General features: G+C 43.4%; 23 protein-coding genes and 1 other annotated feature. Of the genes, 20 read left to right on the top strand and 3 right to left on the bottom strand.

Annotation, left to right across the window (positions count from 1 at the left end; genetic code table 11):
• Window positions 1–73: 73 nt before the first annotated feature.
• The 7 genes from ACDZ29_RS02565 (at window position 74) to ACDZ29_RS02535 (ending at window position 8,663) form a co-directional block, all read left to right on the top strand.
• Entirely contained in the window at window positions 74–1,765 is a 1,692-nt protein-coding gene (locus tag ACDZ29_RS02565) for an L-lactate permease (protein ID WP_375089759.1), read from the top strand.
• 73 nt (window positions 1,766–1,838) lie between these two features.
• Entirely contained in the window at window positions 1,839–2,951 is a 1,113-nt protein-coding gene (locus ACDZ29_RS02560) for a PucR family transcriptional regulator (RefSeq protein WP_375089757.1), read from the top strand.
• Between the two features lie 117 nt (window positions 2,952–3,068).
• Window positions 3,069–4,481: a glycolate oxidase subunit GlcD gene (gene glcD / locus ACDZ29_RS02555; RefSeq protein ID WP_375089756.1), complete on the top strand. Its 1,413-nt coding sequence runs from the start codon at window positions 3,069–3,071 to the stop codon at window positions 4,479–4,481.
• The gene (locus ACDZ29_RS02550) at window positions 4,478–5,803 is read left to right on the top strand and encodes a (Fe-S)-binding protein (protein WP_375089754.1); all 1,326 of its coding nucleotides are present in this window, start codon (window positions 4,478–4,480) and stop codon (window positions 5,801–5,803) included. Before glcD ends, ACDZ29_RS02550 begins: the two co-directional genes overlap by 4 nt.
• Window positions 5,804–6,047: 244 nt before the next feature.
• Window positions 6,048–6,977, top strand: coding sequence for a YsnF/AvaK domain-containing protein (locus ACDZ29_RS02545; RefSeq protein WP_375089752.1), 930 nt, complete (start codon window positions 6,048–6,050; stop codon window positions 6,975–6,977).
• A gap of 180 nt (window positions 6,978–7,157) precedes the next feature.
• On the top strand, window positions 7,158–7,928 hold the full coding sequence (locus ACDZ29_RS02540; RefSeq protein WP_375089750.1) for a general stress protein: 771 nt from the start codon (window positions 7,158–7,160) through the stop codon (window positions 7,926–7,928).
• A 342-nt stretch (window positions 7,929–8,270) separates the two neighbouring features.
• Window positions 8,271–8,663, top strand: a complete 393-nt coding sequence (locus ACDZ29_RS02535; protein WP_289325970.1) for a general stress protein — start codon at window positions 8,271–8,273, stop codon at window positions 8,661–8,663.
• 33 nt (window positions 8,664–8,696) lie between these two features.
• Here ACDZ29_RS02535 and sspI read toward each other — a convergent pair whose 3' ends face one another.
• Complete coding sequence (gene sspI, locus ACDZ29_RS02530) at window positions 8,697–8,906, bottom strand: small acid-soluble spore protein SspI (protein WP_214748415.1); 210 nt, start codon at window positions 8,904–8,906, stop codon at window positions 8,697–8,699.
• A 122-nt stretch (window positions 8,907–9,028) separates the two neighbouring features.
• On the opposite strand from sspI, the gene ACDZ29_RS02525 reads away from it, so the two are divergent.
• The 3 genes from ACDZ29_RS02525 to pheT all read left to right on the top strand — a co-directional run bounded on the left by ACDZ29_RS02525 (window position 9,029) and on the right by pheT (window position 13,614).
• Window positions 9,029–9,787 (top strand): TrmH family RNA methyltransferase, encoded by a 759-nt coding sequence (locus tag ACDZ29_RS02525; protein ID WP_370016011.1) that lies wholly within the window; start codon window positions 9,029–9,031, stop codon window positions 9,785–9,787.
• A 43-nt stretch (window positions 9,788–9,830) separates the two neighbouring features.
• Window positions 9,831–10,072: a binding site (T-box leader), on the top strand.
• A gap of 58 nt (window positions 10,073–10,130) precedes the next feature.
• Window positions 10,131–11,171, top strand: coding sequence for a phenylalanine--tRNA ligase subunit alpha (gene pheS, locus ACDZ29_RS02520; protein ID WP_375089748.1), 1,041 nt, complete (start codon window positions 10,131–10,133; stop codon window positions 11,169–11,171).
• Between the two features lie 28 nt (window positions 11,172–11,199).
• On the top strand, window positions 11,200–13,614 hold the full coding sequence (gene pheT / locus ACDZ29_RS02515; protein ID WP_375089747.1) for a phenylalanine--tRNA ligase subunit beta: 2,415 nt from the start codon (window positions 11,200–11,202) through the stop codon (window positions 13,612–13,614).
• 41 nt (window positions 13,615–13,655) lie between these two features.
• On the opposite strand, the gene ACDZ29_RS02510 is transcribed toward pheT, so the two are convergent.
• Both ACDZ29_RS02510 and rnhC read right to left on the bottom strand, forming a co-directional pair.
• The gene (locus tag ACDZ29_RS02510) at window positions 13,656–14,060 is read right to left on the bottom strand and encodes a hypothetical protein (RefSeq protein WP_375089745.1); all 405 of its coding nucleotides are present in this window, start codon (window positions 14,058–14,060) and stop codon (window positions 13,656–13,658) included.
• Window positions 14,061–14,228: 168 nt separating this feature from the next.
• Window positions 14,229–15,188: a ribonuclease HIII gene (rnhC, locus tag ACDZ29_RS02505; RefSeq protein WP_289325966.1), complete on the bottom strand. Its 960-nt coding sequence runs from the start codon at window positions 15,186–15,188 to the stop codon at window positions 14,229–14,231.
• Between the two features lie 172 nt (window positions 15,189–15,360).
• Between rnhC and zapA the strand changes: the two genes are divergently transcribed.
• The 10 genes from zapA to ACDZ29_RS02455 all read left to right on the top strand — a co-directional run bounded on the left by zapA (window position 15,361) and on the right by ACDZ29_RS02455 (window position 26,746).
• The gene (zapA, locus tag ACDZ29_RS02500; RefSeq protein WP_048678967.1) at window positions 15,361–15,621 is read left to right on the top strand and encodes a cell division protein ZapA; all 261 of its coding nucleotides are present in this window, start codon (window positions 15,361–15,363) and stop codon (window positions 15,619–15,621) included.
• A 4-nt stretch (window positions 15,622–15,625) separates the two neighbouring features.
• On the top strand, window positions 15,626–16,171 hold the full coding sequence (locus ACDZ29_RS02495) for a CvpA family protein (protein ID WP_289315420.1): 546 nt from the start codon (window positions 15,626–15,628) through the stop codon (window positions 16,169–16,171).
• A gap of 210 nt (window positions 16,172–16,381) precedes the next feature.
• Window positions 16,382–18,100, top strand: a complete 1,719-nt coding sequence (gene polX, locus ACDZ29_RS02490; RefSeq protein WP_375089743.1) for a DNA polymerase/3'-5' exonuclease PolX — start codon at window positions 16,382–16,384, stop codon at window positions 18,098–18,100.
• A gap of 35 nt (window positions 18,101–18,135) precedes the next feature.
• Window positions 18,136–20,490, top strand: a complete 2,355-nt coding sequence (locus ACDZ29_RS02485) for an endonuclease MutS2 (protein WP_289315422.1) — start codon at window positions 18,136–18,138, stop codon at window positions 20,488–20,490.
• Window positions 20,491–20,554: 64 nt separating this feature from the next.
• Window positions 20,555–20,962: a DUF350 domain-containing protein gene (locus tag ACDZ29_RS02480; RefSeq protein ID WP_370016006.1), complete on the top strand. Its 408-nt coding sequence runs from the start codon at window positions 20,555–20,557 to the stop codon at window positions 20,960–20,962.
• 468 nt (window positions 20,963–21,430) lie between these two features.
• Complete coding sequence (locus ACDZ29_RS02475; protein WP_375089741.1) at window positions 21,431–23,128, top strand: AMP-binding protein; 1,698 nt, start codon at window positions 21,431–21,433, stop codon at window positions 23,126–23,128.
• Between the two features lie 201 nt (window positions 23,129–23,329).
• Window positions 23,330–23,917 (top strand): TetR/AcrR family transcriptional regulator, encoded by a 588-nt coding sequence (locus tag ACDZ29_RS02470; protein ID WP_289325961.1) that lies wholly within the window; start codon window positions 23,330–23,332, stop codon window positions 23,915–23,917.
• Between the two features lie 123 nt (window positions 23,918–24,040).
• The gene (locus tag ACDZ29_RS02465; RefSeq protein ID WP_289325960.1) at window positions 24,041–24,814 is read left to right on the top strand and encodes an enoyl-CoA hydratase; all 774 of its coding nucleotides are present in this window, start codon (window positions 24,041–24,043) and stop codon (window positions 24,812–24,814) included.
• Window positions 24,815–24,925: 111 nt separating this feature from the next.
• Window positions 24,926–25,699 (top strand): electron transfer flavoprotein subunit beta/FixA family protein, encoded by a 774-nt coding sequence (locus ACDZ29_RS02460; protein ID WP_289315426.1) that lies wholly within the window; start codon window positions 24,926–24,928, stop codon window positions 25,697–25,699.
• A gap of 69 nt (window positions 25,700–25,768) precedes the next feature.
• Window positions 25,769–26,746, top strand: coding sequence for an electron transfer flavoprotein subunit alpha/FixB family protein (locus ACDZ29_RS02455; RefSeq protein WP_289325959.1), 978 nt, complete (start codon window positions 25,769–25,771; stop codon window positions 26,744–26,746).
• Window positions 26,747–26,826 lie beyond the last annotated feature (80 nt).

Raw genomic sequence — 26,826 nt, 5'->3', positions numbered from 1 at the left:
ATATGTAAGGGTTTTCAGTTAGTGGTAGATTTCTGAAATTTTAAAAAATTTATAGAAAATGGAGTCGAAATGAATGACATGGACACAAAACTTTACGCCAATCACCGATAATTTAGTTTTATCATCTCTTGTCGCACTCATCCCAATTCTTTACTTTTTCTGGGCACTTACCATCAAACGGATGAAAGGGTACATTGCTGGTATAACCACGTTGCTTGTAGCTATTGCAGTGGCCGTATTGTTATATGGAATGCCGGCAGGAAAAGCGGTGATGTCTGCTTCACAAGGAGCGGTATATGGGCTGCTCCCAATCGGATGGATAATCATCACTTCAGTATTTTTGTACAAAATGACTGTTAAAAGCGGGCAATTCAATATTATTCGCTCTTCTGTGCTTTCGCTTACCGAAGACCGCCGCCTTCAGGCGTTATTGGTGGCATTTTCTTTCGGGGCCTTTTTAGAAGGTGCCGCGGGATTTGGAGCACCGGTCGCCATTTCAGCCGCGCTTTTGGTTGGTCTCGGTTTTAACCCGCTATATGCTGCCGGGATTTGTTTGATCGCGAACACCGCACCGGTAGCATTCGGGGCGGTTGGCATACCGATCATCGCCATGGAAGGCCCAACTGGCATTGCCGCCATGGAGATTTCAAAAATGGTCGGCCGTCAATTGCCATTCCTTTCGGCTTTCATTCCGCTTTATCTCATTTTGATAATGACTGGGTGGAAAAGGTCGCTCGAAGTCTTGCCGGCAATTTTGGTTTCCGGATTTTCCTTTGCCATCACCCAGTACTTAAGCTCAAATTTCCTTGGGCCTGAATTACCGGACATCCTTTCTGCGTTAGTGTCACTATTTGCATTGGCGATCTTCCTTAAATTCTGGAAACCTAAAACGATCTTTCGCTTTGCATCCGAGGAAACGGCAGCAGCTGTCGAACCTTTGGATGAAACAGCCGAAGCGGAAACAACGTACACGAAATGGCAGGTTTTCCATGCTTGGTCACCATTCCTTCTGTTAACGCTTTTCATCTCAATATGGGGGATGAACCCAATTAAGCCTGCGCTCTCCGGACATTATGAAGGCAACAATGTGTTGCTTGGCGGAATCAATGAAATCGGGAAACTATTAACCTTCCAAATCGAAGTTCCAGGTTTGCATAATGAGATAATCGGAAGCAACGGATTGCCGATTGCGGCTTTCTATAAAATAGAACTGCTTGGAGCAGCCGGAACTGCCATTTTGCTGGCAGCCATCGTTACGAAGTTCATCGCACATATGTCTGCAAAAGACTTTTTTAGCACCTTTGCGGAAGCGATGAATGAGTTGGCAAAACCAATCTTGATGATTTCATCCGTGGTGGCTTTTGCCTACATAACGAATGCTTCAGGCATGTCGACAACATTAGGGATGACCCTTGCAAAATCGGGGGATTTATTTCCGTTCTTCGCACCGGTTCTCGGCTGGCTGGGTGTGTTCATTACCGGGTCGGATACATCAGCCAACCTCTTATTTGGCAGTCTTCAGAAAGTTACCGCACTTAAAGTGGGGATGGAGCCGGTCCTGGCGCTTGCGGCGAACTCATCCGGAGGGGTCACCGGAAAGATGATTTCACCACAATCGATAGCGATTGCTTGTGCCGCCGTTGGATTGGCCGGCAGGGAATCAGAATTATTAAGGTTCACGCTCAAACATAGTATATTCTTGCTGCTACTTGTTTGCGTGATTACCTTCTTGCAAAATGGCGTCCTTTCCTGGATGATTCCATAAGTAGAAAGAGGCTCCCTTTCGAAAGGGAGCCTCGAAGTATTTTCCAAGCCCATTCAATAAAGGAGGACATATAATGCAATTGGCAGCCGTGGCAGAAAAATTGGTTCATGAGGTTCGAAAACTGATTGATGAGGAAATCATCATTATTGATCATGCTGGCACGATTATCGCAAGCACCGATGGCAGCCGTATCGGATCTTATCATGAAGGAGCCATCCACGCTTTCAAAAATCGTGAGAAATTGATCATCAACAAACAGGATGAACGAAGTTGGAAAGGGGTGAAGGCAGGAATAAATCTACCTATTTTCTTTAATCAGGAAGCCGTTTGTGTAATTGGAATCACGGGAGACCCCAAACATGTTTCCCCCTATGCAGAACTTTTAAAAAAGATGACGGAGATGTTCATTCAGGAAAGCTATCATATCGAACAAGCAGAATCCCAATCACGTCTGATGGAATTCTTTGTATTTGAATGGCATCAGCTGCAGATGTTCAATGAACCATTCCTTCAGAAGGCTAAGTTGCTTGGGGTCGATGTTCATGCAGACCGGATCATAACCCTTGGTGAATTTAAGACTGAAAAAATCATCGAACCTCATGTGTGGAGAACGCTTCAGATGTACATAAAACAGCAGCATCCCAAGGACATCGTGGTCCGTTGGGGGAGGAACCAATTCGTCATTCTTTCGATAGCCGATTTTATCGGTTCAAAAATCCAACAACTAAAGAAATTAAGTAAACTGATAAGAAACCTGGAAGAGAGTTCGGGTTATAAAGTGAGCGCAGGGGTAAGTTCGCGTGCACCGGGATCCGTATTCAGGCAAGCATTTTTTAAAGCGGAACGTTCCTTGAAAATCGCGTTACCTTCATCGGGAATAATATTTGACGAGGACTTGAAGCTTGAGGTCCTGCTTGATGAAGTTACCCCTGAAACAAGACATGATTATTTATCTCGGACTATTCAGGATTTGCTTCCTAATGAGGAGCTGCTTAAAACCCTTTCCATGTATTTTGCAAGTGATCTATCTTTGAAGGAAACCGCTGCAGCCCTGCATATCCATATCAATACCCTCCATTACAGGCTCAAGCGCATAGAAGAAATGACCCAGTTGAATCCTAGGAAGCTAGCCGATTTGGTCACTATGTATCTAGCACTAAGAGTATTGGATAAACATACAAATTAATTCCATGGAAAGCTGTAAATTCTATATGTTCATACATAGAAGGTTGAATGTTATTTTCTTATACTTAAATCATATAAAAAATATCGAATTCCATTTGTTTATATGAGGAGGATATACATGTTAACAAAGCAGGTTAAGCAACTACTTCTTACCATCGTTGGTCAGGAGAATTACGATGACTCGAAAGTTGAATGTCTTGTCTATTCATATGATGCCACGCCAGGGTTTCAAGCGATGCCGGATGCAGTCATTAAACCGGGCTGCACAGCTGAAGTCGCAGCCATCGTAAAAGTTTGCAATGAATACCATGTTCCGATCGTTCCACGCGGGTCGGGGACGAATTTGAGCGGAGGCACCTGCCCGACAGAGGGGGGGCTTGTCCTTTTATTCAATCGAATGAATTCATTACTCGAAATAGATGAGGAAAATTTAACGGCGACCGTACAACCTGGGCTCATCACATTGGACTTGATTTCAGCAGTTGAAGGAAAGGGCTTGTTTTATCCGCCCGATCCAAGTTCGATGAAAATCTCCACGATTGGCGGCAACATTAATGAAAACTCAGGTGGACTGCGAGGGTTAAAGTACGGAGTCACCCGTGATTATGTCATCGGGCTTGAAGTGGTCCTTCCGAATGGGGACATCATCCGAACAGGGGGCAAGCTTGCCAAAGATGTAGCCGGATATGATTTAACGAAGCTTTTTGTCGGTTCAGAGGGGACGCTGGGCATTGTTACGGAAGCGATCTTAAAGCTGATTCCAATCCCGGAAACGACAAAGACGATGCTAGCCCTATATCAAGATCTGGATGCTGCGGCCCAGTCAGTGGCCAAGATCATTTCAAATAAAATCATTCCCGTCACACTGGAATTTCTGGATCGGCCGACGTTGATCGTGGTTGAGGACTTCGCGAAAATCGGTTTGCCCACCAATGTGGAGGCGGTCCTGCTGATTGAACAGGATGGTCCGCCGGAAGTGGTGGAACGTGATATGAAAAGGATGGCCGATATCTGCCTAGAGGAAAAGGCGGTTTCCGTGGAAATTGCCGAAACGGAATCTGACGCAATTGCCTTGAAAACGGCAAGACGGACAGCCCTTTCCGCACTGGCACGCCTCAAGCCGACGACCATTTTGGAAGATGCCACCGTTCCCCGGTCGGAAATTGCCAAAATGGTTAGGGCGATTAATGAGATCGCAAGCAAGCATAACGTGGACATTTGCACTTTCGGTCATGCGGGTGATGGGAATCTGCATCCAACGTGCATTACCGACGCTCGTGACCATGATGAAATGGAGAGAGTGGAGCTCGCCTTTGCCGACATTTTTGCCGTGGCTATCGACCTTGGCGGGACGATTACCGGTGAACATGGTGTAGGAGCGATGAAGGCCCCTTACCTTGAATGGAAGCTGAAGAAAGAAGGGATTGCCGCCATGAGAGCGATTAAACAAGCATTCGATCCCAATAACATCATGAATCCCGGTAAAGTATTTGCCAAGGAAAGCAGGAAAAGGGTGGTGGTATCTTCATGACGACAGCTCAGGAAAGGGAAACCATTGCCCAACAATTCGCGGAAAAAATGAATGAAGATGAATTGTTGAATTGTATGCGCTGCGGCTTTTGCTTACCCCATTGCCCGACATACATGGAATCGGGGTTGAAGGAATCCCATTCACCAAGAGGCAGGATTGCACTTATGAAAGCGGTGGCCGATGGTGTGATTGCGCCCGATGAGGATGTTGAACGTTCTTTGAGTCTCTGTCTCGGCTGCAGGGCTTGTGAGCCTGTCTGTCCTTCAGGTGTGAAATATGGACATCTTCTAGAAGAAGCAAGGGATATCATCCATCAGAATAAGAAACACAGTCTCCCTGTAAAAACGATTCGCAAGGCCGTTTTTAGTGGATTATTCCCGCATCAGGAGCGAATGCAGGCCATGACGAGTTTGCTAGGCTTCTATCAGAGATCAGGACTCCAATATGTGGCCCGTAAAACGGGAGTCCTGAACATGCTTCCGGATAATTTGGCAACCATGGAAAAAGTGCTGCCGAAGGTCCCAAAAAAATCAGAAATGAAAAATAGGCCAACTGAGCTGCCTGCAATCGGAACAGCACTCAAAAAGGTGGCTTTCTTTTCCGGCTGCTTGATGGATACGATGTTTTTGGAAACGAACAAGGCTACACTAAAGCTTCTTCAGCTGGCTGGATGTGAAATCGTTATTCCGAAATCCCAGGCTTGTTGCGGGGCACTGCATGGACACAGTGGTGAAAAAGAAGGGGCAAAGCAACTGGCCAGGCGTAATATTGAAGCTTTTGAAGCGGACGAAGTGGATTATATTATTACGAATGCCGGCGGTTGTGGAGCTTTTCTCATAGACTATGACCATTTGCTCCAAGATGAACCGGAATGGAACGACCGGGCAATCGCATTTAAAAATAAGTTGAAAGATATAAGCGAGATCCTTGTGGACTTGCGTTTTCAGGAAAAAGTCCGTCTGAAACTGCCAGCACAATCAGTAACTTTTCAGGATTCCTGTCACTTACGGAATGTGATGAATACCTCCGTGGCTCCGCGAATTCTCCTTCAATCGATAGAAGGAATCGACTTCAGGGAAATGAAGGATGCGGATCGGTGCTGCGGCTCGGCAGGGATTTATAATATTGTTGAATCAGAGATGTCCATGAATATCCTCGACACTAAAATGGAGCACACTAAATCGACACAGGCCGATATCGTTGTCACGGCAAATCCAGGCTGTTTGCTACAAATGCAATTGGGGATCGAGCGGGAAAACCTGGGGGCATGTACGAAAGCGGTGCATATAGTGGACCTGCTAGTGGAGGCCGTGGGTTTATAATAGAAGAAAAAAGATTAGATGAAAATAATGAAATGGGATTATTTGGGTAAACATTACATTTTTAAAAATGGGGGAACCCGTATAATACCTGGATTTCATTTGAAAAATTGTTCTGTGCTGAGAACGAAATGTAATGATATAACATAAATGAAATATTGATTTCTCGTTTACTTAGGTGTATGGCGGGTAGAGTTTATATATAGCATCACTAAACCAGTCACCAAAACCTAAGGAGGAATGTAAAATGAATAAAACAGTATATGGAGTATATGAATCAAATGCAGAAGTGATTCAAGCAATCAATGCACTTAAGGCCAAGGGCTTTGAAGGGGACGATATTACGGTTGTCGCAGACAAGGAAGAAACATTGGATTTCACGAACCAGCAACGCGAAACGGATGTTCATACAATGACGAATGTTCCTAACGACGAATCATTCATGGACAAGGTGGCACGCTTCCTCATGCCGGAAGATACGGCAGACCTTTCAACAAGATTGGCGAATGCTGGTCTTTCGAATAGTGAAGCGGCTGAACATGTCTTTGATGTAGAAAACGGAAAAGTCCTGGTTCTGGTCGAAGAAGGTGAAGGGCACCTGGAGACGGCAAGAGATAAATTCACGACAGGAACAATGGACACTGCCGGTACAAGGCTGGATACGAACTCCGCCAACCCGCTTTATAACGGGACTGAAAAAAACTATGCACTGAATAAAGAAGATGTTTACGGAGTGAACGGGCAAGGCCGTGAATTGCCTGAAGATGAAAGGACGCTTACACTTCGGGAAGAACAGCTGAACATTGACAAAGAAAGAGTTCAGACAGGTGAAGTGGTCATTAATAAAGAAGTCAATGAACAACATAAAACGATAAATGTTCCTGTTGAACACGAAGAAGTGACAGTCGAGCATAGATCGGTTTCAGGACGTGAAGAGAATCTGGAAACTGGAAGCATTGAAGATGGAGAAACACTACGTATCCCAGTAGTTGAAGAAAAATTGGAAGTTTCGAAAAAACCTGTTGTCACAGATGAAATTGTCATCAGGAAACATGCTGTACAAGAAACGGAACAAGTTCAGGATACCCTTAAAAAGGAAGATATCAAGCTTGATAGTACAGATGAATCGTTCGTAAATGAGAAAAAGGCAACTGAACGAAGAAGCGACCGCTTCTAAGAGTGATGGAAATGGCCTGCAGTTTTTAAAACTGCAGGCTTCTTTTTATTTTAAAGCCTGATAAAGAGGTTTGAATTTAGTGGAGGAGAACCTTTGAATGGGCCATTTTTTGTTTAATTAGCACCCATCGGGGTATAAATACACATAAGAAGAAATATCGGAATAATAGGAGGAAGATGCATGGGAAAAACATTATATGGTGTTTTTAATACGGAAAAAGAAATAATCCAGGCTATACAATCCCTCAAGGAAAAAGGGGTCCATGAGGGAGAAATAACAGTAATGGCTGATAAGAAAGAAGATTTGGGTTTCGTCAATGAAAAGCGGGATCCGGATGTAGACGTCGTTACTAACTCGAACGACGATTCCTTCATTGATAAGATGAAACACTTTTTCCTGAACGAGGGTTCTGGAGATATAAGGAACCGACTAGGTGACTTAGGGCTTGCCGATAGTGAAGACACCGCTTATATAAACGAAGTGGAAGCTGGAAAATTCCTGATTCTTTTAGATGAATCGGAAACTTTATCACAACGAGAAGGCGTAACTTCCAACGGCATGCAGGGTGCAGACGAACTACCTGCAGAGAATCCGCTTAAAACAGGGGTGGTGAACAATCCGGACCCGAACCTTTTTCCTGAAACAACTGCGAATGCATTTCAAACAAGGGAAGTGGAAGCACAGCCAGGAAGAAGCGAAGAACTTCACGGAAATTCTGCCAACATCTTTGATAAGGAAGAGCTGGATACGAAGCGAGCCCAAGAAAGGGAAATCAGGGGGAACTCCACCGAAAAGTATAAGGAACAAAAGCCAGGGGATCATAAGTCCCTGGATCCTCAAGGAGCACTGGATCGGACCTTAAGCCCGAATGCTAATAATGGGCAGCAAGAGAAAGAGGACATCTTGAAGGATGAATACATTAAAAATCGAATTAATACCGATAATCTATAATACTGAAATAGCAGCCTGCACAAGGCTGTTATTTCAATTTGTAGACAAAAGGGGTTCTATCTAAATTTCAAAACAACGGGTATGCGAGACCCCGCAGGCGCAAAGGCGCCGAGTAGGCTCCCGGACCGCCCGCGGAAAGCAAGTGCCTAGAGGCAACGTTCGAATTGTACAATCCCTTAAAAAACTGTAGATAATTTTCATCTTAAACCCTTTAGGCAAAGGGTTCCCTCGTATATTAGTCAGGAATTCTCAATAGACTATTTGCTTGTTTATTGATAAAGCCGCAAGGTATAATTACAAAGGAATTTTATTATAAGTAAAGTAACAAGGAGGGGGAAAAACATGGAAAAAAACGTATATGGTGTTTTTGACTCTAATCCGGAACTACTTGCTGCAATTCAAGATTTACAAGCAAAAGGCGTGACTGGCTCCCAAATGACAGTAGCAGCTGATATAAAAAATGATGTGCAGCTTGGAAATGAACATACGGATATCCTGATCATCGCCAATCAGGATAAGGAGGATACTCTTTTTTTAAAAATTTTCCACTACTTCACTGATGAAGGATCCGGAGATTTACGCAGCTTTTTCACGAAATACGGCTACTCTTTTGCTGAGACAAAAGCGATGCTTAAAGAAGTGGGCGCTAAGAAATTCATTCTTCTTATCGATGAAGAAGTCTCTATCGAAGAATTGAAGGCTGGCGCCGGTAAAGTGGTACCAATGAAGAAGTAAGCTAATCAAAAAAATAACAGCCTTTGAGGGCTGTTATTTTTTTAATCCTTCTTCGAGGGCAGTGATCATTTCCTGTTTTTCCTGTTCAGATGAATTTTGCCAGATGACCTCGAATAATACTCCCAATCCAGGAAGCATTTTTTCCTCGCCATTCTGTATGGCATCGACAATCGTGTCTTCCAGCTGCTCTTGCGAATTTCCAGATACATTTTGGATGATCGCATTACGTAGGTTTAAATTCACAATTATTCCTCCTCTAACACATAATGACTGACATTAATAGCATTTCACAAACTCGCATGCAATATGTATGTGAATTGCGTTATAATAGGAAAATCAGTGTTAAGTTAAAGGAGCGTTTACCCTTGAAATATATCGAATCGGTAAAAAACCCGCAAGTGAAGCAATGGAAAAAGCTATTGACGAAAAAAGAACGAGATAAAACAGGCAAATATTTAGTCGAGGGTTTTCACCTAGTTGAAGAAGCCTTAAAAGAAGATATCGTCATGGAAGTGATCGTCAATGAAGAAACTGAAATGCCAGCCCATTTTAAGCTGGAAGGCACAGAAGTCATCTATGTGAAAAATGATATTATGAAAGCGATATGCGATACCGAAGCCCCACAGGGAATTGCAGCTGTTTGTGAACAGAAATCAACGAGCATGACGTCCATTAATCCGGATAAACTATTGTTGATCGATGCCGTCCAGGATCCGGGGAATATTGGAACGATGATCAGGACAGCGGATGCAGCTGGAATCGATGCGGTCATTCTTGGCGAAGGGTGTGCCGACTTGTATAATCCCAAAGTGGTACGTTCGACACAAGGGAGCCTATTCCATATGCCTGTCATTAAAGGGAACCTTTCCGAAATCATCGATGAGCTGAAGCAACTCGGCACACCGGTCTATGGCACGGCATTAGAAGGCGCATCCCCATTTGAAGAAGTGGAAAAGTCTTCCCGATTTGCCCTGCTGGTCGGCAATGAAGGCCAAGGAGTATCGAAGGAATTACTGGAGAAAACGACTAAAAACCTTTATATCCCCATCTACGGAAAAAGCGAATCTCTGAATGTGGGGATCGCTGCCGGGATTTTAATGTACCATTTACGAAAATCGATTTGAAACGGCCGTGGAATTATAATATAATAAAACAGAATTTTATATTGAAACAACGATGACAAAGAGTAGTAACTTAAGTTATCCATATCCAGGGAAAAAATGCCTTGACTGAAAGCATTTTTATGGCACTGCTTAAGGGAATTCACCTTTCGAGTTGGCATTGGGAAGACAGAATGTCCGAAAAATGTTCCGGTGAAAAGCCGTTATTTTTAATGAAGTGAGTGCAGAAGTTTATTTGTTCATGCACTAATAAGGGTGGTACCGCGATACATAAACCTCGTCCCTTTAGGGATTGGGGTTTTTTTGTGTTCATTTTTACAAAAGGAAAATAAAGGAGGAAGACATGATGCAGGAACGTTTACTAGAACTGCAGGAAGAAGCGTTGCAAAAAGTTGCCGCCGCTTCCGAATTAAAGGAACTGAATGAAGTACGTGTCGCTTATTTAGGGAAAAAAGGACCAATCACTGAGGTATTGCGCGGCATGGGTAAATTATCTGCCGAAGAACGTCCGAAAATCGGGGCACTAGCCAATGATGTTCGGGAAGCGATCGCAACAAAGATCGAGGAGAAACAAAAAGCACTTGAAACTGCGGCAGTCAATGCTAAGCTAGCAACTGAAACGATTGACGTCACACTTCCAGGACGTCCGGTTAACAAGGGGAATCTTCACCCATTAACACGTGTCGTGGAGGAAATCGAAGACTTATTCATCGGTATGGGTTATACGGTTGCAGAAGGTCCAGAAGTTGAAAGCGACTACTACAACTTCGAGGCACTTAACTTGCCAAAAAGCCATCCGGCACGTGATATGCAGGACTCCTTCTACATCACGGATGAAATCCTGATGCGTACGCACACTTCACCGGTTCAAGCAAGAACCATGGAAAAACATAAAGGTCAAGGTCCTGTTAAAATCATCTGCCCGGGTAAAGTATATCGCCGTGATAACGATGATGCGACACACTCCCATCAATTCCAACAAATTGAGGGCTTGGTCATCGATGAGACCATCAGCATGAGCGACCTGAAAGGAACGCTTGACGTATTTGCGAAAAAAGTATTCGGGCAAGACCGTGAAATCCGTCTTCGTCCAAGTTTCTTCCCATTTACGGAGCCATCCGTCGAAGTGGATATTTCTTGTAAAATCTGCGGTGGTAAAGGCTGTAGCGTATGTAAACAAACAGGCTGGATTGAAGTGCTTGGCGGCGGGATCGTTCATCCGAACGTCCTTGAAATGGCTGGCTTCGATTCCAAGAAATACTCTGGATTCGCATTTGGAATTGGCGTGGAACGGATTGCCATGTTGAAATACGGTGTGGACGATATTCGTCATTTCTATACGAATGATGTTCGATTTTTAAAACAATTCAACCATCACGAAGCATAAATTTTTATTTTAAAAAGGAGGACCTACCATGTTTGTGTCATATAAATGGTTACAAGATTATGTTGACCTTTCAGGCATCAATGCAACGGAGCTAGCAGACAAAATCACGAAAAGCGGCATTGAGGTTGAAGGGGTAGAAAAGAAAAGTGAAGGGCTTAAGGGAGTCGTCATCGGGCATGTCATTGAACGTGAACAGCATCCAAATGCGGATAAATTGAATAAATGCCAAGTTGATATCGGGGCCGAAAATCCCGTTCAAATCATCTGTGGGGCACCGAATGTCGATAAAGGCCAAAAAGTTGCAGTCGCTACTGTTGGCGCAGTCCTTCCAGGTAATTTCAAAATCAAGAAAGCGAAACTTCGCGGAGAAGAATCGCACGGGATGATTTGCTCGCTTCAAGAATTGGGCTTCGAGTCCAAGCTCGTGTCCAAGGATTATGCTACAGGAATCTTCGTCTTCCCTAATGATGTGGAAGTGGGGAATGATGCATTGGAGGAACTCGGATTAAGTGATGAAGTGCTTGAACTTGGACTGACTCCAAACCGTTCTGATGCATTAAGCATGCTTGGTGTTGCATACGAAGTGGGTGCCATTCTAGGCCGGGAAGTGAAATGGCCGGTTGTCGAGAAAGAAGAGGCAGCTGAAAAAGCTTCTGATTATATCAGTGTCAAAGTGGAAGCGAAAGAAGATAACCCGATATACATTGCAAAAATCATTAAAGATGTTAAAGTCGGACCCTCACCACTTTGGATGCAGACTCGGCTAATGTCTGCAGGTATCCGACCTCATAATAATGTGGTCGATATCACGAACTACATTTTGCTTGAATATGGTCAACCGCTACATGCCTTTGATTATGACCGCTTTGGTTCAAAGGAAATCGTCATCCGCAGAGCGAAAGATGCAGAAAAAATCGTAACGTTGGATGAAGCTGAACGCACTTTGACACCAGACCATTTAGTGATCACAAATGGCAGCGAGCCTGTTGCAATAGCTGGTGTAATGGGCGGAGCGGATTCAGAAGTGAAAAATGATACAACGAACATCATTATTGAAAGTGCATTTTTTGCAGGTACAGTAGTTCGTAAAGCTTCTAAAGACCATGGCTTACGCAGTGAAGCAAGTGCCCGTTTTGAAAAAGGCGTCGATCCGGCCCGTGTACGTGAAGCTGGAGAACGTGCAGCACAATTGATTGCACAATATGCTGGCGGAACAGTCTTACAAGGAGCGGCAGAAGTGGATGAATTGACAATGGAACCTGCGGTCATTAGCATCACACTTGAAAAAATCAACACACTTCTTGGAACAAGCATGACCGTGTCAGTTGTAGAGTCCATCTTCAAACGCCTTCAATTCGGCGTCGAACTTGACAATGAAACGTTCACCATCACTGTCCCGACGCGCCGTGGTGATATTACGATTGAAGCTGATTTAGTTGAAGAGGCTGCACGTTTATATGGATATGATAACATTCCCGCTACACTGCCGATCGGTTCTTCTACTCCAGGCCAATTGACTGACTATCAAATTAAACGGCGGAAAGCACGCCGTACACTTGAAGGCGCAGGCCTTTATCAAGCGGTGACCTATTCACTGACAAGCCAGGAAAAAGCGTCCCAATTCGCATTGGAAGCTAGAGAATCCATTCGTTTAGCAATGCCAATGAGTGAAGAACGGAGCCAATTGCGTTTGAGCATCGTTCCTCAATTGCTGGAAGTCGTGAAATATAACAATGCCCGCCAAATGGATTCACTAGCCTTGTATGAAATCGGTTCGGTTTTCTTTAAGCAGGACGAACAAGAACTACCTGAAGAAAAAGAACATATTGCTGGAGCCATCACGGGCCTATGGGAATCGCACCTATGGCAAGGTGAAAAGAAACCAGTGGATTTCTTTGTAGCCAAAGGCGTGATCGAAGCGTTATTCGATACACTTGGATTAGCTGATCAAATCAGTTACCGCCAAGCGGAAATCAACGACATGCATCCAGGACGGACAGCGGAAGTACTTTTGAATGGTGATGTGATTGGCTTTATCGGCCAAGTGCACCCAACCGTCCAAAAAGACTTGGATATTAAAGAAACATACATTTTCGAACTTTCATTAAAAGCATTGGCCGAAGCCGAAGTCGCGCCGATTGCCTACAAAACCATTCCGCGCTATCCATCAACAACACGCGATATCGCGCTCGTTGTGGACCAAGCTACGAAAGCCGGGGACATTCAGGATATTATTGAAGAAGCTGGCGGCAAACTACTGAAAGAAGTAAGCATCTTCGACTTATACGAGGGTGACAGAATGGAGGAAGGCAAGAAATCCATTGCCTACTCACTGAAATACTTCGATCCGGAACGTACGCTAACGGACGAGGACATTACAAAAGCACATGAAAAAGTGCTTGAAGCCGTCAAAGAAAAAGCTGGCGCAGAACTAAGAGGATAAAACCAGAAAGACAGCTCCCTGAATCCAGGGAAGCTGTCTTTTTATGAACTTACGAGTAAAACGTGCGAATTCACGAGTAAATGGCGTGAATTCACGAGTAAATGTCTCGAATTCACGAGTAAAGTGCGTAAACTCACGAGTAAATCACGTAAATTCACGAGAAAAACGCACGAATTCAGTGAAATGTGCGAATTCACGAGTAAATGGCGTGAATTCACGAGTAAATGTCTCGAATTCACGAGTAAAGTGCGTAAACTCACGAGTAAATCACGTAAACTCACGAGTAAATCACGTAAACTCACGAGTAAAGTGCGTAAACTCACGAGTAAAGTGCGTAAACTCACGAGTAAATGTCTCGAATTCAGTGAAATGTGCAAAATCACGAGTAAATGTCTCGAATTCACGAGTAAAGTGCGTAAACTCACGAGTAAATCACGTAAACTCACGAGAAAAACGCGCAACTCACGAGTAAAGCGCGCAACTCACGAGTAAAGCCCGCAAACTCATGAGTAAATCACGTAATTTCACGAGAAAAACGCGCAAATTCACGAGTATATCACGTTCTTCATTAAACAAAAAAAGGCGGCTGTACCCGGAAGGTCAGCCGCTTTCCCTTATTTATGATATTTCTGTTGATATAATCGCTTCGCTTTTTCTGTATTGGCGAAGTGGGTTTTCGTGAATTCGTTTAATGATTCGATTCCTTTCTCATGAATCAATCTTGCGGCCGCTTCATCGACTGCAAAGCCGGCACCTTTAGGGATTTTGAATCCGGCTTTTTCACTCAGCAAGTCAAAGCGTTTGACGAATGCATATCGGGCCAGGATGGAAGCGGCTGCCACTCCAAGGTGTATGCCTTCCGCTTTTGTGCATAAATAGGTGGCATTGGCTTGAAATAGTTCTTGGCCTTTTAGGTAATTGAAAAATACATCTGGTTGAGCGAATTGATCAATAAGGACCGCTTCCGCTTCTTCCGGCTGGATTTTTTGCATGAGATTCTTGATAGCCTGGTTATGGAGGAGTGCCTTCATTTTTCCTTGTGACATTCCCTTTGCCTGCAGCGTATTATATTTCGGGTTGTCGCATGTGAGCAGGCTGAATGGCACCACATCCTTAATTTGTTTGGCAATTTCGATGATTTGTGGATCCTTCAGATTTTTGGAATCCTGGACACCAAGTTCCTTCAACAGGGCGAGTTGCTCCTTTTTTGCATATACGGCCACGACGGTGATCGGACCGAAATAGTCTCCTGTTCCGACTTCATCGGAACCAATCACTGACATGTTTCCGATATTTGCAGGTGGTGAATAGCGATGGACGTTTACTGATGCAGATGAAGCCGTTTTTTTCTTTGGAGCCACAGCAGTGGTATTTTGTTGCCATTTTACCGCTTCCTGTTCGGCATTCTTACCCTGAAAGAGTACCTTTCCGGATTTATAGGCGGTCACCGTACATAGCGGCGGTTTTGCGGAAAAGATGCTCCCCGGCGGCAGCTTGGCGGCCAAGGATGAAGAATAATGGGATTTCATCGCCTTTATTTGTTCAGGGCTGATAAGTAAAACAACATGGGACATAATGGGTAAACTCCTAACTTCATTTTATTTTTTAGGTAATCTTCTTCCTTAAGTCGTTTTTTTTTGACAAATTATTGTATTTTTTATGCAAGAAATGACGCTGTACTCTCTTTCATGACGAAAAACTTCATGATATGATAGAATTAGGATTGTTTAGATTGGGGGCATCATTTTGTCAGACGATAAACGAAATAAAACAACAGTTGATATATACGGACAACCATATACAATCGTCGGTACAGAAAGCGCGAGTCATATGCGCCTGGTCGCTTCGATGGTTGACGAAAAAATGAGAGAAATCAGGATGAAAAATCCATATTTGGATACAAGTAAGCTAGCGGTACTAACGGCCGTGAATACGATTCACGAATATATAAAATTAAAAGATGAACTAGACCAGCTTCAACTGGAATTAAAGAGAGAGAAGGACTGAGTACATGCTTGATTTAGCAATTCTGGCCATTCTTTTAATCGGTTTATTAATCGGTTTAAAGCGTGGCTTCATTTTACAAACGGTTCATATGACTGGGTTCATAGTAGCCTTCATCGTCGCCTATGTATTTTACGGAGATCTTGCTCCCAATTTGAAATTGTGGATTCCGTTTCCGACTATGGGTGATTCCTCGACGATTAATATGTTTTTCGATACAGTCGGGCTGGACACGGCGTATTACAATGCGATTGCCTTTGCAATCATTTTCTTTGCTGCCAAGATTCTTTGGCAAATGATCGGGTCCATGCTGAATTTCATTACCCATCTTCCGATTTTAAAACAGCTGAATCGCTGGGGTGGAGGGATATTGGGCTTTATCGAAGTCTATCTTATCATGTTTATTATATTATATATAGCTGCCATGCTGCCAATGGATTCCATCCAGAAACCATTAACGGGATCTTTTCTGGCAGAATCGATCGTGAAACATACACCGTTCCTTTCCGAGCAAGTGAAGGAACTTTGGTTTCATGATTTAAAACAATCTTAATGTCAGTATACGAGGGCCTGCCTCCCTTTCTCAAAGTCCTAGATTCCTATACTTTGAAAGGGGGAGGCCCCTTTTTATGTAGCAGCATGTAACTTCCTACTGATTGAATCGAAAGTCAAGAATCGGACTGCTTGTACTTTACCTCCAAGAAAGGTATCTTTAAGAAAGTGAACATGGGACACCCTACTAATTTTTTCGGCGGTGAATGAAATGAAGATTAATAAAAAAGATATCATTAAATTATTAGAAAAAATCGCAATATATATGGAATTAAAAGGAGAGAACCCGTTCAAGGTTTCTGCTTTCCGAAAGGCAGCAGGCGCCTTGGAAACGGATGACCGGAGCCTGACGGCCATCGAAGACTTTACCGCTTTAAATGGAATCGGGAAAGGAACGGCATCCGTCATTGAAGAGTATATGAATGAGGGGAAATCGACTGTACTTGAAGAGCTTCAGGAGCAGGTGCCTAAAGGTCTGATTCCGCTCTTGCAGCTTCAAGGTTTGGGCGGGAAGAAAATTGCCAAGCTTCATAAAGAGCTGCATGTAAATGATGTGAATGATCTTAAACTCGCCTGTGATGAAGGCAGGGTCGCGGCGCTTGCCGGTTTCGGCAAAAAAACGGAAGAGAAGATCCTGTCTGCGATTGCCGAGGCAGGTTCAAGGCCTGATCGGCTGCCCCTTGCCTTCATGAGGCCGATTGCGGATGATATTGAAACGGCCCTTGCTAACGTGGAATACATCATCCGTTCTTCCAGAGCCGGCAGCATCCGGCGTATGAGGGAAACGATCAAGGACCTCGATTTCATCATCTCGACAGATCATCCCGAAGAAGTTAAGGATCAACTGCTTGCATTAAAGGGCATAAAGCAAGTGATTGCAGCGGGTGATACAAAAGTATCGGTCGTGCTAGATTATGAATATGATATTTCCGTCGATTTCCGGATCGTGAAGGATAAGGAATTCATAACGACACTCCATCATTTTACCGGTTCGAAAGATCACAATGTGCGGATGCGCCAGCTGGCTAAAGATCGCGGTGAGAAAATCAGCGAATATGGGGTGGAAGTGGCTGAAACCGGTGAGGTATTGACGTTTGAAACGGAAGAACGTTTTTATAATCATTTTGGTCTTCCATTCATTCCCCCAGAACTGCGTGAAGACGGAACGGAAGTAGAGCATTATGATGCAAATGAATCTCTCATATCTTTGGAGGCCATCAAAGGTGACCTGCACATGCATACGACATGGAGTGATGGGGCTCATACTATTGAAGAAATGATTGAAGCGTGCCGTGCAAAAGGTTATCGATATATGGCCATAACCGATCATTCGCAATATTTGAAAGTTGCGAACGGCTTGACCGTGGAACGTTTACGTGAACAAAAACGGATCATCCATGAAATGAATGAAAAATACGATGATTTTACCGTTCTTTCGGGGATTGAAATGGATATACTTCCTGATGGGACACTTGATTATGACGATGAGCTGCTTGCAGAGATGGATTTGGTTATCGCATCGATCCACTCAAGCTTTTCACAGCCGCGGGAAACGATCATGGAGCGCTTAAAAACGGCTCTGAATAATCCGCATGTCGACATAATCGCCCATCCAACGGGAAGGATTATCGGCAGACGCGCCGGATATGATGTCGATATAGAGATGCTGATCGAACTGGCACGCGAAACGAATACCGCCTTGGAATTGAATGCGAATCCGAACCGATTGGATTTGGCACCTCCCCATCTGCGCAAGGCACAGGAAGCAGGCGTTCCGATTGTTATCAATACAGATGCCCACAGCATCGATATGCTTGATCATATGCCTGTTGGGGTCTCGTCGGCCAAAAAGGGCTGGATTAAAGAATCAACGGTTCTTAATGCAAGGGATACGGATGGATTATTAGCGTTTTTAAAGAGAAATGATTAACTATTTGCCCATAAATAAGGAGGAGCTTTAACTCCATGCATAATAAAGCTTTAAAGACATTGGAATTTCATAAAATAAAAGAACAATTAATCTCACACGCATCCTCTTCCATAGGAAAAGAGAAGGCACAGCACTTGATGCCTTCTACTGATTTTGAAGAGGTGTCGAGATGGCAGGAAGAAACAGATGAGTCAGCAAAAATCGTCCGCTTGAAAGGTAACTTGCCATTGGGCGGGATTTTTGATATCCGTCCTCATGCAAAAAGGGCACAGATTGGCGGAATGCTCTCACCTATGGAATTGATGGAACTTGCGAGTACCATTCGAGCCGGCAGGATTCTCAGCCGTTTCTTCGAAGAACTTGCAGAACAGGAAATTGAAGTTCCGCTTTTAGCCGAATATATCGACTCCCTTCATCCATTGATTGATTTGCAGCAGGAAATTACGTATGCAGTAAGCGAGCATGGCGAAGTGATGGATTCTGCTAGCGATAAGCTCCGTACCCTAAGAAACCAAATTCGGACGAACGAAAGCCGTGTCCGGGAAAAACTGGAAAGTATGATCCGTTCTTCCAATGCATCAAAGATGTTATCGGACGCCATCATCACCATCCGGAATGACCGTTTTGTCATCCCGGTAAAACAGGAATACCGCAGTGTGTATGGCGGGATCATTCATGATCAATCCTCATCTGGACAGACATTGTTCATTGAACCGCAAGCAATCGTTCAACTGAATAATGTCCTGCAGGAAACCCGAGTGAAGGAAACGCAGGAAATAGAACGGATCCTGGTCGAACTTTCGGAAAAGGTAGGTGCGTTCACCCCTGAATTGCTTCATAATGTCAAAGTCCTTGCACAAATCGATTTTCTTGTCGCCAAGGCAAAGTATGCAAAAGCGATAAAAGGGTCCAAACCGATTCTGAATAATGAGGGACGCGTGAAATTATTCAAAGCGAAACACCCGCTCATTCCGAGTGATGTTGTCGTGGCCAATGACATTTTCCTTGGTGATGAATTTACGACGATTGTCATCACCGGACCGAATACAGGAGGTAAAACGGTTACCCTGAAAACGATTGGCCTCTGTACATTAATGGCCCAGTCAGGTCTGCAAATCCCTGCGCTTGATGGTTCCGAAACGGCAGTGTTTTCCTCTGTTTATGCCGATATTGGTGATGAACAGTCGATTGAACAAAGCTTAAGTACATTCTCTTCGCATATGGTCAATATTGTCGATATCCTTAAGAATGTCGATTATGATAGCCTAGTTTTATTCGATGAGCTTGGTGCGGGAACTGACCCTCAGGAAGGTGCCGCTTTGGCCATTTCCATTTTGGATGAAGTGTATAAGCGCGGTGCACGTGTGATTGCCACGACACATTACCCGGAATTAAAAGCTTATGGATATGATCGGGAAGGCGTCATTAATGCAAGCGTTGAATTTAATGTGGAAACCTTGAGTCCCACCTATAAACTTTTGATCGGTGTACCGGGACGGAGTAATGCGTTTGAAATTTCCAAGCGCCTTGGTTTGGAAGAAAGCGTGATAAGCAGCGCCCGCAGCCATATTGGTGAGGATACGAATAAAGTTGAGAATATGATAGCGTCCCTTGAAGACAGCCGCAAGAAGGCCGAAGAAGAGGAGCAGGAAGCCAAGAATCACCTGAAACAGGCGGAAATTCTTCATAAAGACCTTCAAAGGCAAATTGGTGAATACCATGAAGAACGGGATGCTATGGTTGAAAAGGCAGCAAAAGAGGCAGCGGCGATCGTTGAAAATGCACAAAAAGAAGCGGAAGCGATTATAGCTGACTTACGTAAACTGCGACTCGAAAAGCATGCCGATGTTAAAGAACATGAACTGATCGATGCCAAAAAACGGCTCGAAGAAGCAGCGCCTAAAGTGAAAAAAACATCAAATAAAGTGGCGAGGCCTCTGGATAAAAGCTTGAAACCTGGAGATGAAGTAAAGGTCGTAAGTTTTGGTCAAAAAGGTCATTTGATCGAGAAGGTATCAAGTAATGAATGGCAGGTTCAGATCGGCATCATGAAAATGAAGGTGAAGGAGTCTGACCTAGAATTCATCAAGGCCACGAAAGTAAAAGAAATAAAGCCGCTTACTACGATAAAAGGTCGCGATTATCATGTTAGCGTGGAACTTGACCTACGTGGTGAACGCTTTGAAAATGCAATATCAAGAGTGGAAAAGTACGTTGATGATGCTCTTTTGGCCGGTTATTCCAGTGTCTCCATCATTCATGGTAAAGGAACGGGCGCTCTCCGGTCCGGGGTCCAGGAATACTTGAAAAATCACCGCTCTGTCAAAAGGATTCGCTTCGGCGAAGCCGGTGAAGGCGGAACAGGTGTTACGGTGGTGGAATTTAAATAAAGGAAAGTGGTCATTCCGGCTAACTGCCAAGCCGGGTGGCTAGTTACCATTCGGGAGTTGGACCATGGAGAACATGTGGGAAAATGAATATGTATATATAGCTGCTCGTTACAGTGTCGTCATTCTTTGCATGATTGTTTTTTTAGCCATTTTTGAACTTGTCACAAAGTACAAGAACTGGGAGGAAATCAAACAGGGAAACCTTTCTGTCGCGTTGGCAACAGGTGGTAAAATATTTGGAATCGCCTATGTATTCCAACAGTCCATCCTCCATCAGAATTCGATGCTTACCATGATTGGCTGGGGCGTATACGGATTTATCCTTCTGTTGATCGGTTATTTCATTTTTGAATTTATGACTCCTGGATTTAAAATAGATGAAGAGATACAAAAAGATAATCGGGCAGTTGGATTCCTATCGATGATCATTTCAATCGCATTATCTTTTGTCATCGGCGCAGGAATTTCTTAATGCCCTTCATGAGAGGGAGAAAACTGTGGAGAAGCTTGCAAAAGTCTTAATTGTTTGTTGCGGAATCTTTTTTCTGTTAGGAATTTTTTATATGATATTCTTCAATTGAAGCGGCCATTGTGCCGCTTCTTTTATTTGAATTCTAATTTAAAAAAGGAGGTGGTGTGTAAAGTGAAACTTTCGAAACCAAGACTATGCTGCAAATCTAATTCGTAACATATTGAAATGGGACAAAAAAAGCTTTTCTTCAAGTTTGTTTACAGTCTGTAAGGAGTAAAACACTCCTTTTTTTTGTTTTCCTTTTTAAGTGTTTCCAATCCTCTCTTGTACTCTTACAGGACATATGGACTACCTTAACGCTCATCATCAGTCTTTATGCTTATTTTTCTGAATTTAAGCAATTGTAAGAAAATCCCGATTGTATTATAATGATAAAGAGTATTGAGAATATTCAGAAGGAGGGGGCAAATGAGCAATAAGCCATGGCAAGCTATTTATCCGGAACAGATACCAGCGGTTTTGTCGTACGAAGATAAACCTCTTTATTCTTTTTTGAAGGAATCAGCCGAAGAATTCCCTGATAAAGTATCGATTCATTTCCAGGGAAAAGAATTAACTTTCCAGGAAGTGCATGAATCTGCTTTAAAGTTCGCAGCGTATTTAAAAAGTATCGGTCTTCAAAAAGGAGAACGCGTTGCCGTCATGCTTCCGAACTGCCCTCAGGGTGTCATAAGCTTTTTTGGGATATTGATGGCTGGCGGTGTCGTGGTTCAAACGAATCCAACCTATACTGAACGTGAATTAGAGTATCAAATGAAAGATTCAGGAGCGAAAATAATTTTAGCGATGGATATTTTATTTCCCCGTGTCACTGCAGTCGCTTCAAGAACGGATATAGAACATATAATTGTAACCGCTATCAAGGAATATTTACCTTTTCCGAAAAATATTATATATCCTTTTATTCAAAAAAAGCAATATGGCATTGTCATCAATGTGGAGCATGCGGGCAATCATCATTTATTTTCCGAAATCATGAAACAAAAGGTCCCTGAAGAAGTCACTGAGCCGATCGATGTGAATAACGACCTTGCACTTTTGCAATATACTGGCGGGACAACAGGCTTTCCCAAAGGGGTCATGCTTACCCATAAGAACTTGCTGGCAAATACAAAAATGTGCAATGCATGGCTTTATAAAAATAAGCGCGGTGAGGAAAGGATTCTTGCGATACTCCCATTCTTCCATGTGTACGGTATGACGACAGTCTTGGTTCTTTCCGTCATGGAAGGGAATACCATGATCATCATGCCGAAGTTTGATGTTGAAGCGACGCTTAAAACCATCCAAAAACAGAAACCGACCATGTTTCCAGGAGCGCCAACGATGTATATCGGCCTCTTGAACCATCCGGATATCGCTAAGTATGACCTTTCTTCCATCAATGCCTGCATAAGCGGTTCTGCACCATTACCTTTAGAGGTTCAAGAGCAGTTTGAGAAAATTACCGGCGGGAAGCTGGTTGAAGGCTTTGGACTGTCGGAAACCTCTCCGGTAACCCATGCTAATTTCATTTGGGATCAGCCGCGTGTAAAAGGAAGCATTGGATTGCCATGGCCAGATACCGACTCGGTGATTCTGTCCTTGGAAACGGGCGAAGAGCTTCCTCCGAATGAAATTGGTGAGATTGCCATAAAAGGACCTCAGGTAATGCAAGGTTACTGGAACCGTCCGGATGAAACGGAAAGCACTTTTAAAGATGGCTGGCTACTAACAGGCGACCTGGGTTACATGGATGAGCGGGGGTTCTTTTATGTAGTCGAGAGGAAAAAGGATACAATCATTGCTGGTGGTTTCAATATATACCCACGTGAGGTGGAAGAGGTACTATACGAGCATGAGGCCATACAGGAGGTTGTTGTGGCAGGTATCCCTGACCCATATCGCGGTGAGACCGTCAAAGCCTACGTCGTACTGAAAAAAAATGCCCGGGTGACTGAAGATGAATTGAATGATTTTGCTAGAAAAAGCCTGGCTTCCTATAAGGTGCCGCGCAGCTATGAATTTAGGGAGGAACTTCCTAAAACGACGATAGGAAAGATCCTGAGAAGAGTCCTTATCGAGGAAGAAAAGAAAAAAATATCGGAGGAAAGAAAAGAAGCGTAAACAAGCAACCCCTTCATACGGAGCAGCGGAATAGGGCTCCGTGTTTTGCAGAACGACTGGACAACCTATGGATCGGGGCTGTACAATGAACATAAGTGGAATGCCATGACTCTTAGAAGTTTTTGCTTGACAGTAAAGGGTCGTCATTTTATGATAGAAATATGAATGATGATTCATTCATTTTCTGAAAGGGGACATCCAGTGAAACGCAACAGACCAAAGTATAACCAAATTATTGATGCGGCCGTTATCGTCATTGCCCAAAACGGTTACTATCAAGCTCAAGTATCCAAAATCGCCAAGCAGGCAGGCGTAGCGGATGGCACCATATATCTTTATTTTAAAAATAAAGAAGATATCTTAATATCATTATTCCATGAAAAGATGGGCTATTTTGTGGAACAGATCGAAGAAGAACTAAAAGGAAAGACCACAGCTTCGGATAAACTGCATGTGCTCATCCAAAAACATTTTCAAAACCTTTCAGAAGACGTGAATTTAGCAATTGTCACTCAGTTGGAATTAAGACAGTCGAATAAAGAATTACGCCTAAGGATTAATGATGTGTTAAGAGGATATTTAAATTTAATCGATCAGATCATTATAGAAGGAAAAGAGAACGGCGAATTTTTGCCTGATTTAAATAATTTACTTGCCAGGCAGATGATTTTTGGAACGATTGACGAAACAGTGACGACTTGGGTCATGAATGAGCAAAAGTATTCGCTCCCAGACCTTGCACCAGACGTTCACCGCCTTCTAATTGGCGGCTGTGGCTTGAAAAGTTAACGATTTTAATAGAGGATGGCTAGCCATCCTCGAAAGAATCGGTTAATATGCTTTCCGGCTTACCGGGAAGTGATACATATAGAATTTTCAAAAAAGTTTGACTAGATGCCAGGAGGGATAGATATGGAATACCTTAAGCTTTCTGTCGAAAATCATGTAGCATTTATAACGATTGATCATGCACCAGCAAATGCGCTTTCTACGGCAATCATCGGAGAGCTGTCACAGGCCTTTGATCAAATTGAGCAAGACGAAGCCGTACGGGTTGTCCTTCTTCATGGTGAAGGAAGATTTTTCTCTGCAGGAGCAGACATTAAAGAGTTTACGGAAGTGACAAACGGTAAGGCTTTCGAGAAGCTGACCAAGAATGGTCAATCTGTATTCGAGAAAATCGAATCTTTTCCAAAGCCGGTCATTGCAGCCATCCATGGTGCGGCGCTTGGCGGAGGATTGGAGCTGGCCATGTCCTGTCACATCCGTTTGGTAACCGAAAAGGCTAAACTAGGTTTGCCTGAACTGCAGTTGGGCTTAATACCTGGATTTGCTGGCACCCAGCGTCTTCCTCGTTATGTGGGTATGGCAAAAGCCGCTGAAATGCTGTTTACAAGTGAACCGATTACAGGTATCCAAGCTGTGCAATGCGGATTGGCCAATCATGCTTTCTCGGATGAAGAACTGATTCCAAAAGCGAAGGAACTAGCCAATAAAATTGCCAAGAAAAGCCCTCTGGCTTTAAAGGCGGCTATAGAATTATTAAATTATTCCAAGCATGATTCCTACTATAAAGGTGTGGAAAGGGAAGCCGACCTCTTTGGCAAAGCTTTCGATACTGCTGACGCAAAAGAAGGAATTGGCGCTTTCATGGAAAAAAGAGAAGCTGTATTCAAAGGGAAATAAATAACTATTTTTATATATCATGCAGGATTTTGATGAAATTTGAAGAATACAATAATATATATCAATAAAATTCATAATCTTCAAAACTCAAATCATTCGGGAGGTATTATCGTGAACATTTATGTACTGCTGAAAAGAACATTTGATACAGAAGAAAAAATTACACTATCCAACGGGAAAATTAATGAGGATGGAGCAGAATTCATCATTAATCCATACGATGAATATGCTGTTGAAGAAGCAATCCAGGTGCGAGATGCACAAGGCGGCGAAGTAACGGTTATTTCTGTCGGAACCGAAGAGGCTGAAAAGCAATTACGCACAGCGCTTGCAATGGGGGCTGACAAAGCCGTATTGATAAATATTGAGGACGACATAGAAAATGGCGATCAATTCACGACTGCCAAAATTATAGGCGAATACTTAAAAGGTAAAAATGCCGATCTAATCATTGCAGGGAACGTTGCAATCGATGGCGGTTCTGGTCAAGTGGGTCCACGAGTTGCCGAGATTTTAGAAATTCCTTATATTACAACCATTACTAAACTGGACATTGCAAATGGAAATGTAAGCGTTATCCGGGATGTCGAAGGGGACTCTGAAACGATCGAAGCATCTCTTCCATTGTTAGTGACAGCTCAACAAGGGCTAAATGAGCCACGTTATCCTTCTTTGCCGGGAATCATGAAAGCGAAGAAAAAACCGCTTGAAGAATTGGAATTGGATGACCTGGATTTGGAAGAGGAAGATGTTGAAGCAAAAACAAAAACGATTGAAATCTACCTTCCTGCGAAAAAAGAAGCTGGAAAAGTATTGAACGGCGAAATCGGTGCCCAAGTCAGCGAACTTGTTCAATTATTACGCAGCGAAGCAAAAGTGATTTAATCGAAACGGTACTTTTAAAACAACAACACACGACAAATAGATAAAATAGAGCACAGGAGGTTTTTATAAATGGCTAGAAAGTTTCTGGTATTGGGCGAAGTTCGCGACGGTTCACTAAGAAATGTATCATTTGAAGCTATCGGTGCGGCTAAACTTGCTGCAGATGGCGGGGAAATCGTAGGTGTTTTAGTTGGTGACAGTGTTCAAAATTTCGGAAATGAATTGATCCAGTATGGTGCAGACCGGGTTGTTGCAGTCGAAAATGATCAATTGAAACAATATACTTCAGATGGTTATGCGCAAGGATTGCTTGCCGTCATCGAGCAGGAAAAGCCAGAAGGGATTTTCTTTGGACATACGGCTCTGGGAAAAGACCTTGCACCTAAATTGGCTGGAAAGCTTGAATCAGGATTGATTTCCGACGTTACATCCATTGAAGAAGAAGGCGGAAATATCGTTTTCACCCGCCCGATATATTCTGGTAAAGCATTTGAAAAGAAAATTGTTACAGATGGCGTGATATTCGCGACAATCCGCCCGAACAATATTGAACCGTTAGCGAAAGATGAGTCCCGTTCTGGTGATGTTTCTGCATTAAGTGTGGATATTAAGGATTTACGCACAATCATCAAAGATGTTGTTAGAAAAGCTAGTGAAGGGGTCGACCTTTCAGAAGCAAAAGTAATCATCGCAGGTGGCCGTGGCGTGAAAAGTGAAGATGGTTTTGAACCATTGAAGGAACTGGCACAAGTACTGGGCGGAGCGGTAGGTGCTTCCCGCGGTGCATGTGATGCGGACTATTGCGATTACTCTTTGCAAATCGGGCAAACGGGTAAAGTCGTTACACCAGACCTTTATATCGCCTGCGGTATTTCTGGAGCGATACAGCATTTAGCGGGGATGTCCAACTCCAAGGTTATCGTTGCCATCAACAAAGACCCGGAAGCTAACATATTCAATATAGCTGATTATGGAATTGTCGGAGATCTTTTCGAAGTCGTTCCATTACTTACGGAAGAATTCAAAAAACTAAAAGTTAACGCTTAAAAGAAATAAATTCTGATGAGGGGCAAGACATTTGGCATAAGCCGATACATGTCTTGCCCCTTCATTTTTTTTGGCTTTTA

This window comes from Peribacillus sp. RS7, assembly GCF_041956845.1.
In the GTDB taxonomy this organism is placed as follows: Bacteria; Bacillota; Bacilli; order Bacillales; family DSM-1321; genus Peribacillus.
This window is presented reverse-complemented; position numbering and strand designations above follow the sequence as displayed.

Excerpts from the sequence above, each read along its gene's own strand:
- ACDZ29_RS02480 (WP_370016006.1), top strand. The coding sequence starts at position 20,555 with ATGGAGAACATGTGGGAAAATGAATATGTATATATAGCTGCTCGTTAC.
- ACDZ29_RS02565 (WP_375089759.1), top strand. The coding sequence starts at position 74 with ATGACATGGACACAAAACTTTACGCCAATCACCGATAATTTAGTTTTA.
- pheT (WP_375089747.1), top strand. The coding sequence starts at position 11,200 with ATGTTTGTGTCATATAAATGGTTACAAGATTATGTTGACCTTTCAGGC.
- ACDZ29_RS02540 (WP_375089750.1), top strand. The coding sequence starts at position 7,158 with ATGGGAAAAACATTATATGGTGTTTTTAATACGGAAAAAGAAATAATC.
- polX (WP_375089743.1), top strand. The coding sequence starts at position 16,382 with ATGAAGATTAATAAAAAAGATATCATTAAATTATTAGAAAAAATCGCA.
- glcD (WP_375089756.1), top strand. The coding sequence starts at position 3,069 with ATGTTAACAAAGCAGGTTAAGCAACTACTTCTTACCATCGTTGGTCAG.
- ACDZ29_RS02495 (WP_289315420.1), top strand. The coding sequence starts at position 15,626 with ATGCTTGATTTAGCAATTCTGGCCATTCTTTTAATCGGTTTATTAATC.
- ACDZ29_RS02465 (WP_289325960.1), top strand. The coding sequence starts at position 24,041 with ATGGAATACCTTAAGCTTTCTGTCGAAAATCATGTAGCATTTATAACG.
- ACDZ29_RS02560 (WP_375089757.1), top strand. The coding sequence starts at position 1,839 with ATGCAATTGGCAGCCGTGGCAGAAAAATTGGTTCATGAGGTTCGAAAA.
- ACDZ29_RS02545 (WP_375089752.1), top strand. The coding sequence starts at position 6,048 with ATGAATAAAACAGTATATGGAGTATATGAATCAAATGCAGAAGTGATT.
- ACDZ29_RS02535 (WP_289325970.1), top strand. The coding sequence starts at position 8,271 with ATGGAAAAAAACGTATATGGTGTTTTTGACTCTAATCCGGAACTACTT.
- ACDZ29_RS02485 (WP_289315422.1), top strand. The coding sequence starts at position 18,136 with ATGCATAATAAAGCTTTAAAGACATTGGAATTTCATAAAATAAAAGAA.
- pheS (WP_375089748.1), top strand. The coding sequence starts at position 10,131 with ATGCAGGAACGTTTACTAGAACTGCAGGAAGAAGCGTTGCAAAAAGTT.
- ACDZ29_RS02475 (WP_375089741.1), top strand. The coding sequence starts at position 21,431 with ATGAGCAATAAGCCATGGCAAGCTATTTATCCGGAACAGATACCAGCG.
- rnhC (WP_289325966.1), bottom strand. The coding sequence starts at position 15,188 with ATGTCCCATGTTGTTTTACTTATCAGCCCTGAACAAATAAAGGCGATG.
- ACDZ29_RS02550 (WP_375089754.1), top strand. The coding sequence starts at position 4,478 with ATGACGACAGCTCAGGAAAGGGAAACCATTGCCCAACAATTCGCGGAA.
- ACDZ29_RS02455 (WP_289325959.1), top strand. The coding sequence starts at position 25,769 with ATGGCTAGAAAGTTTCTGGTATTGGGCGAAGTTCGCGACGGTTCACTA.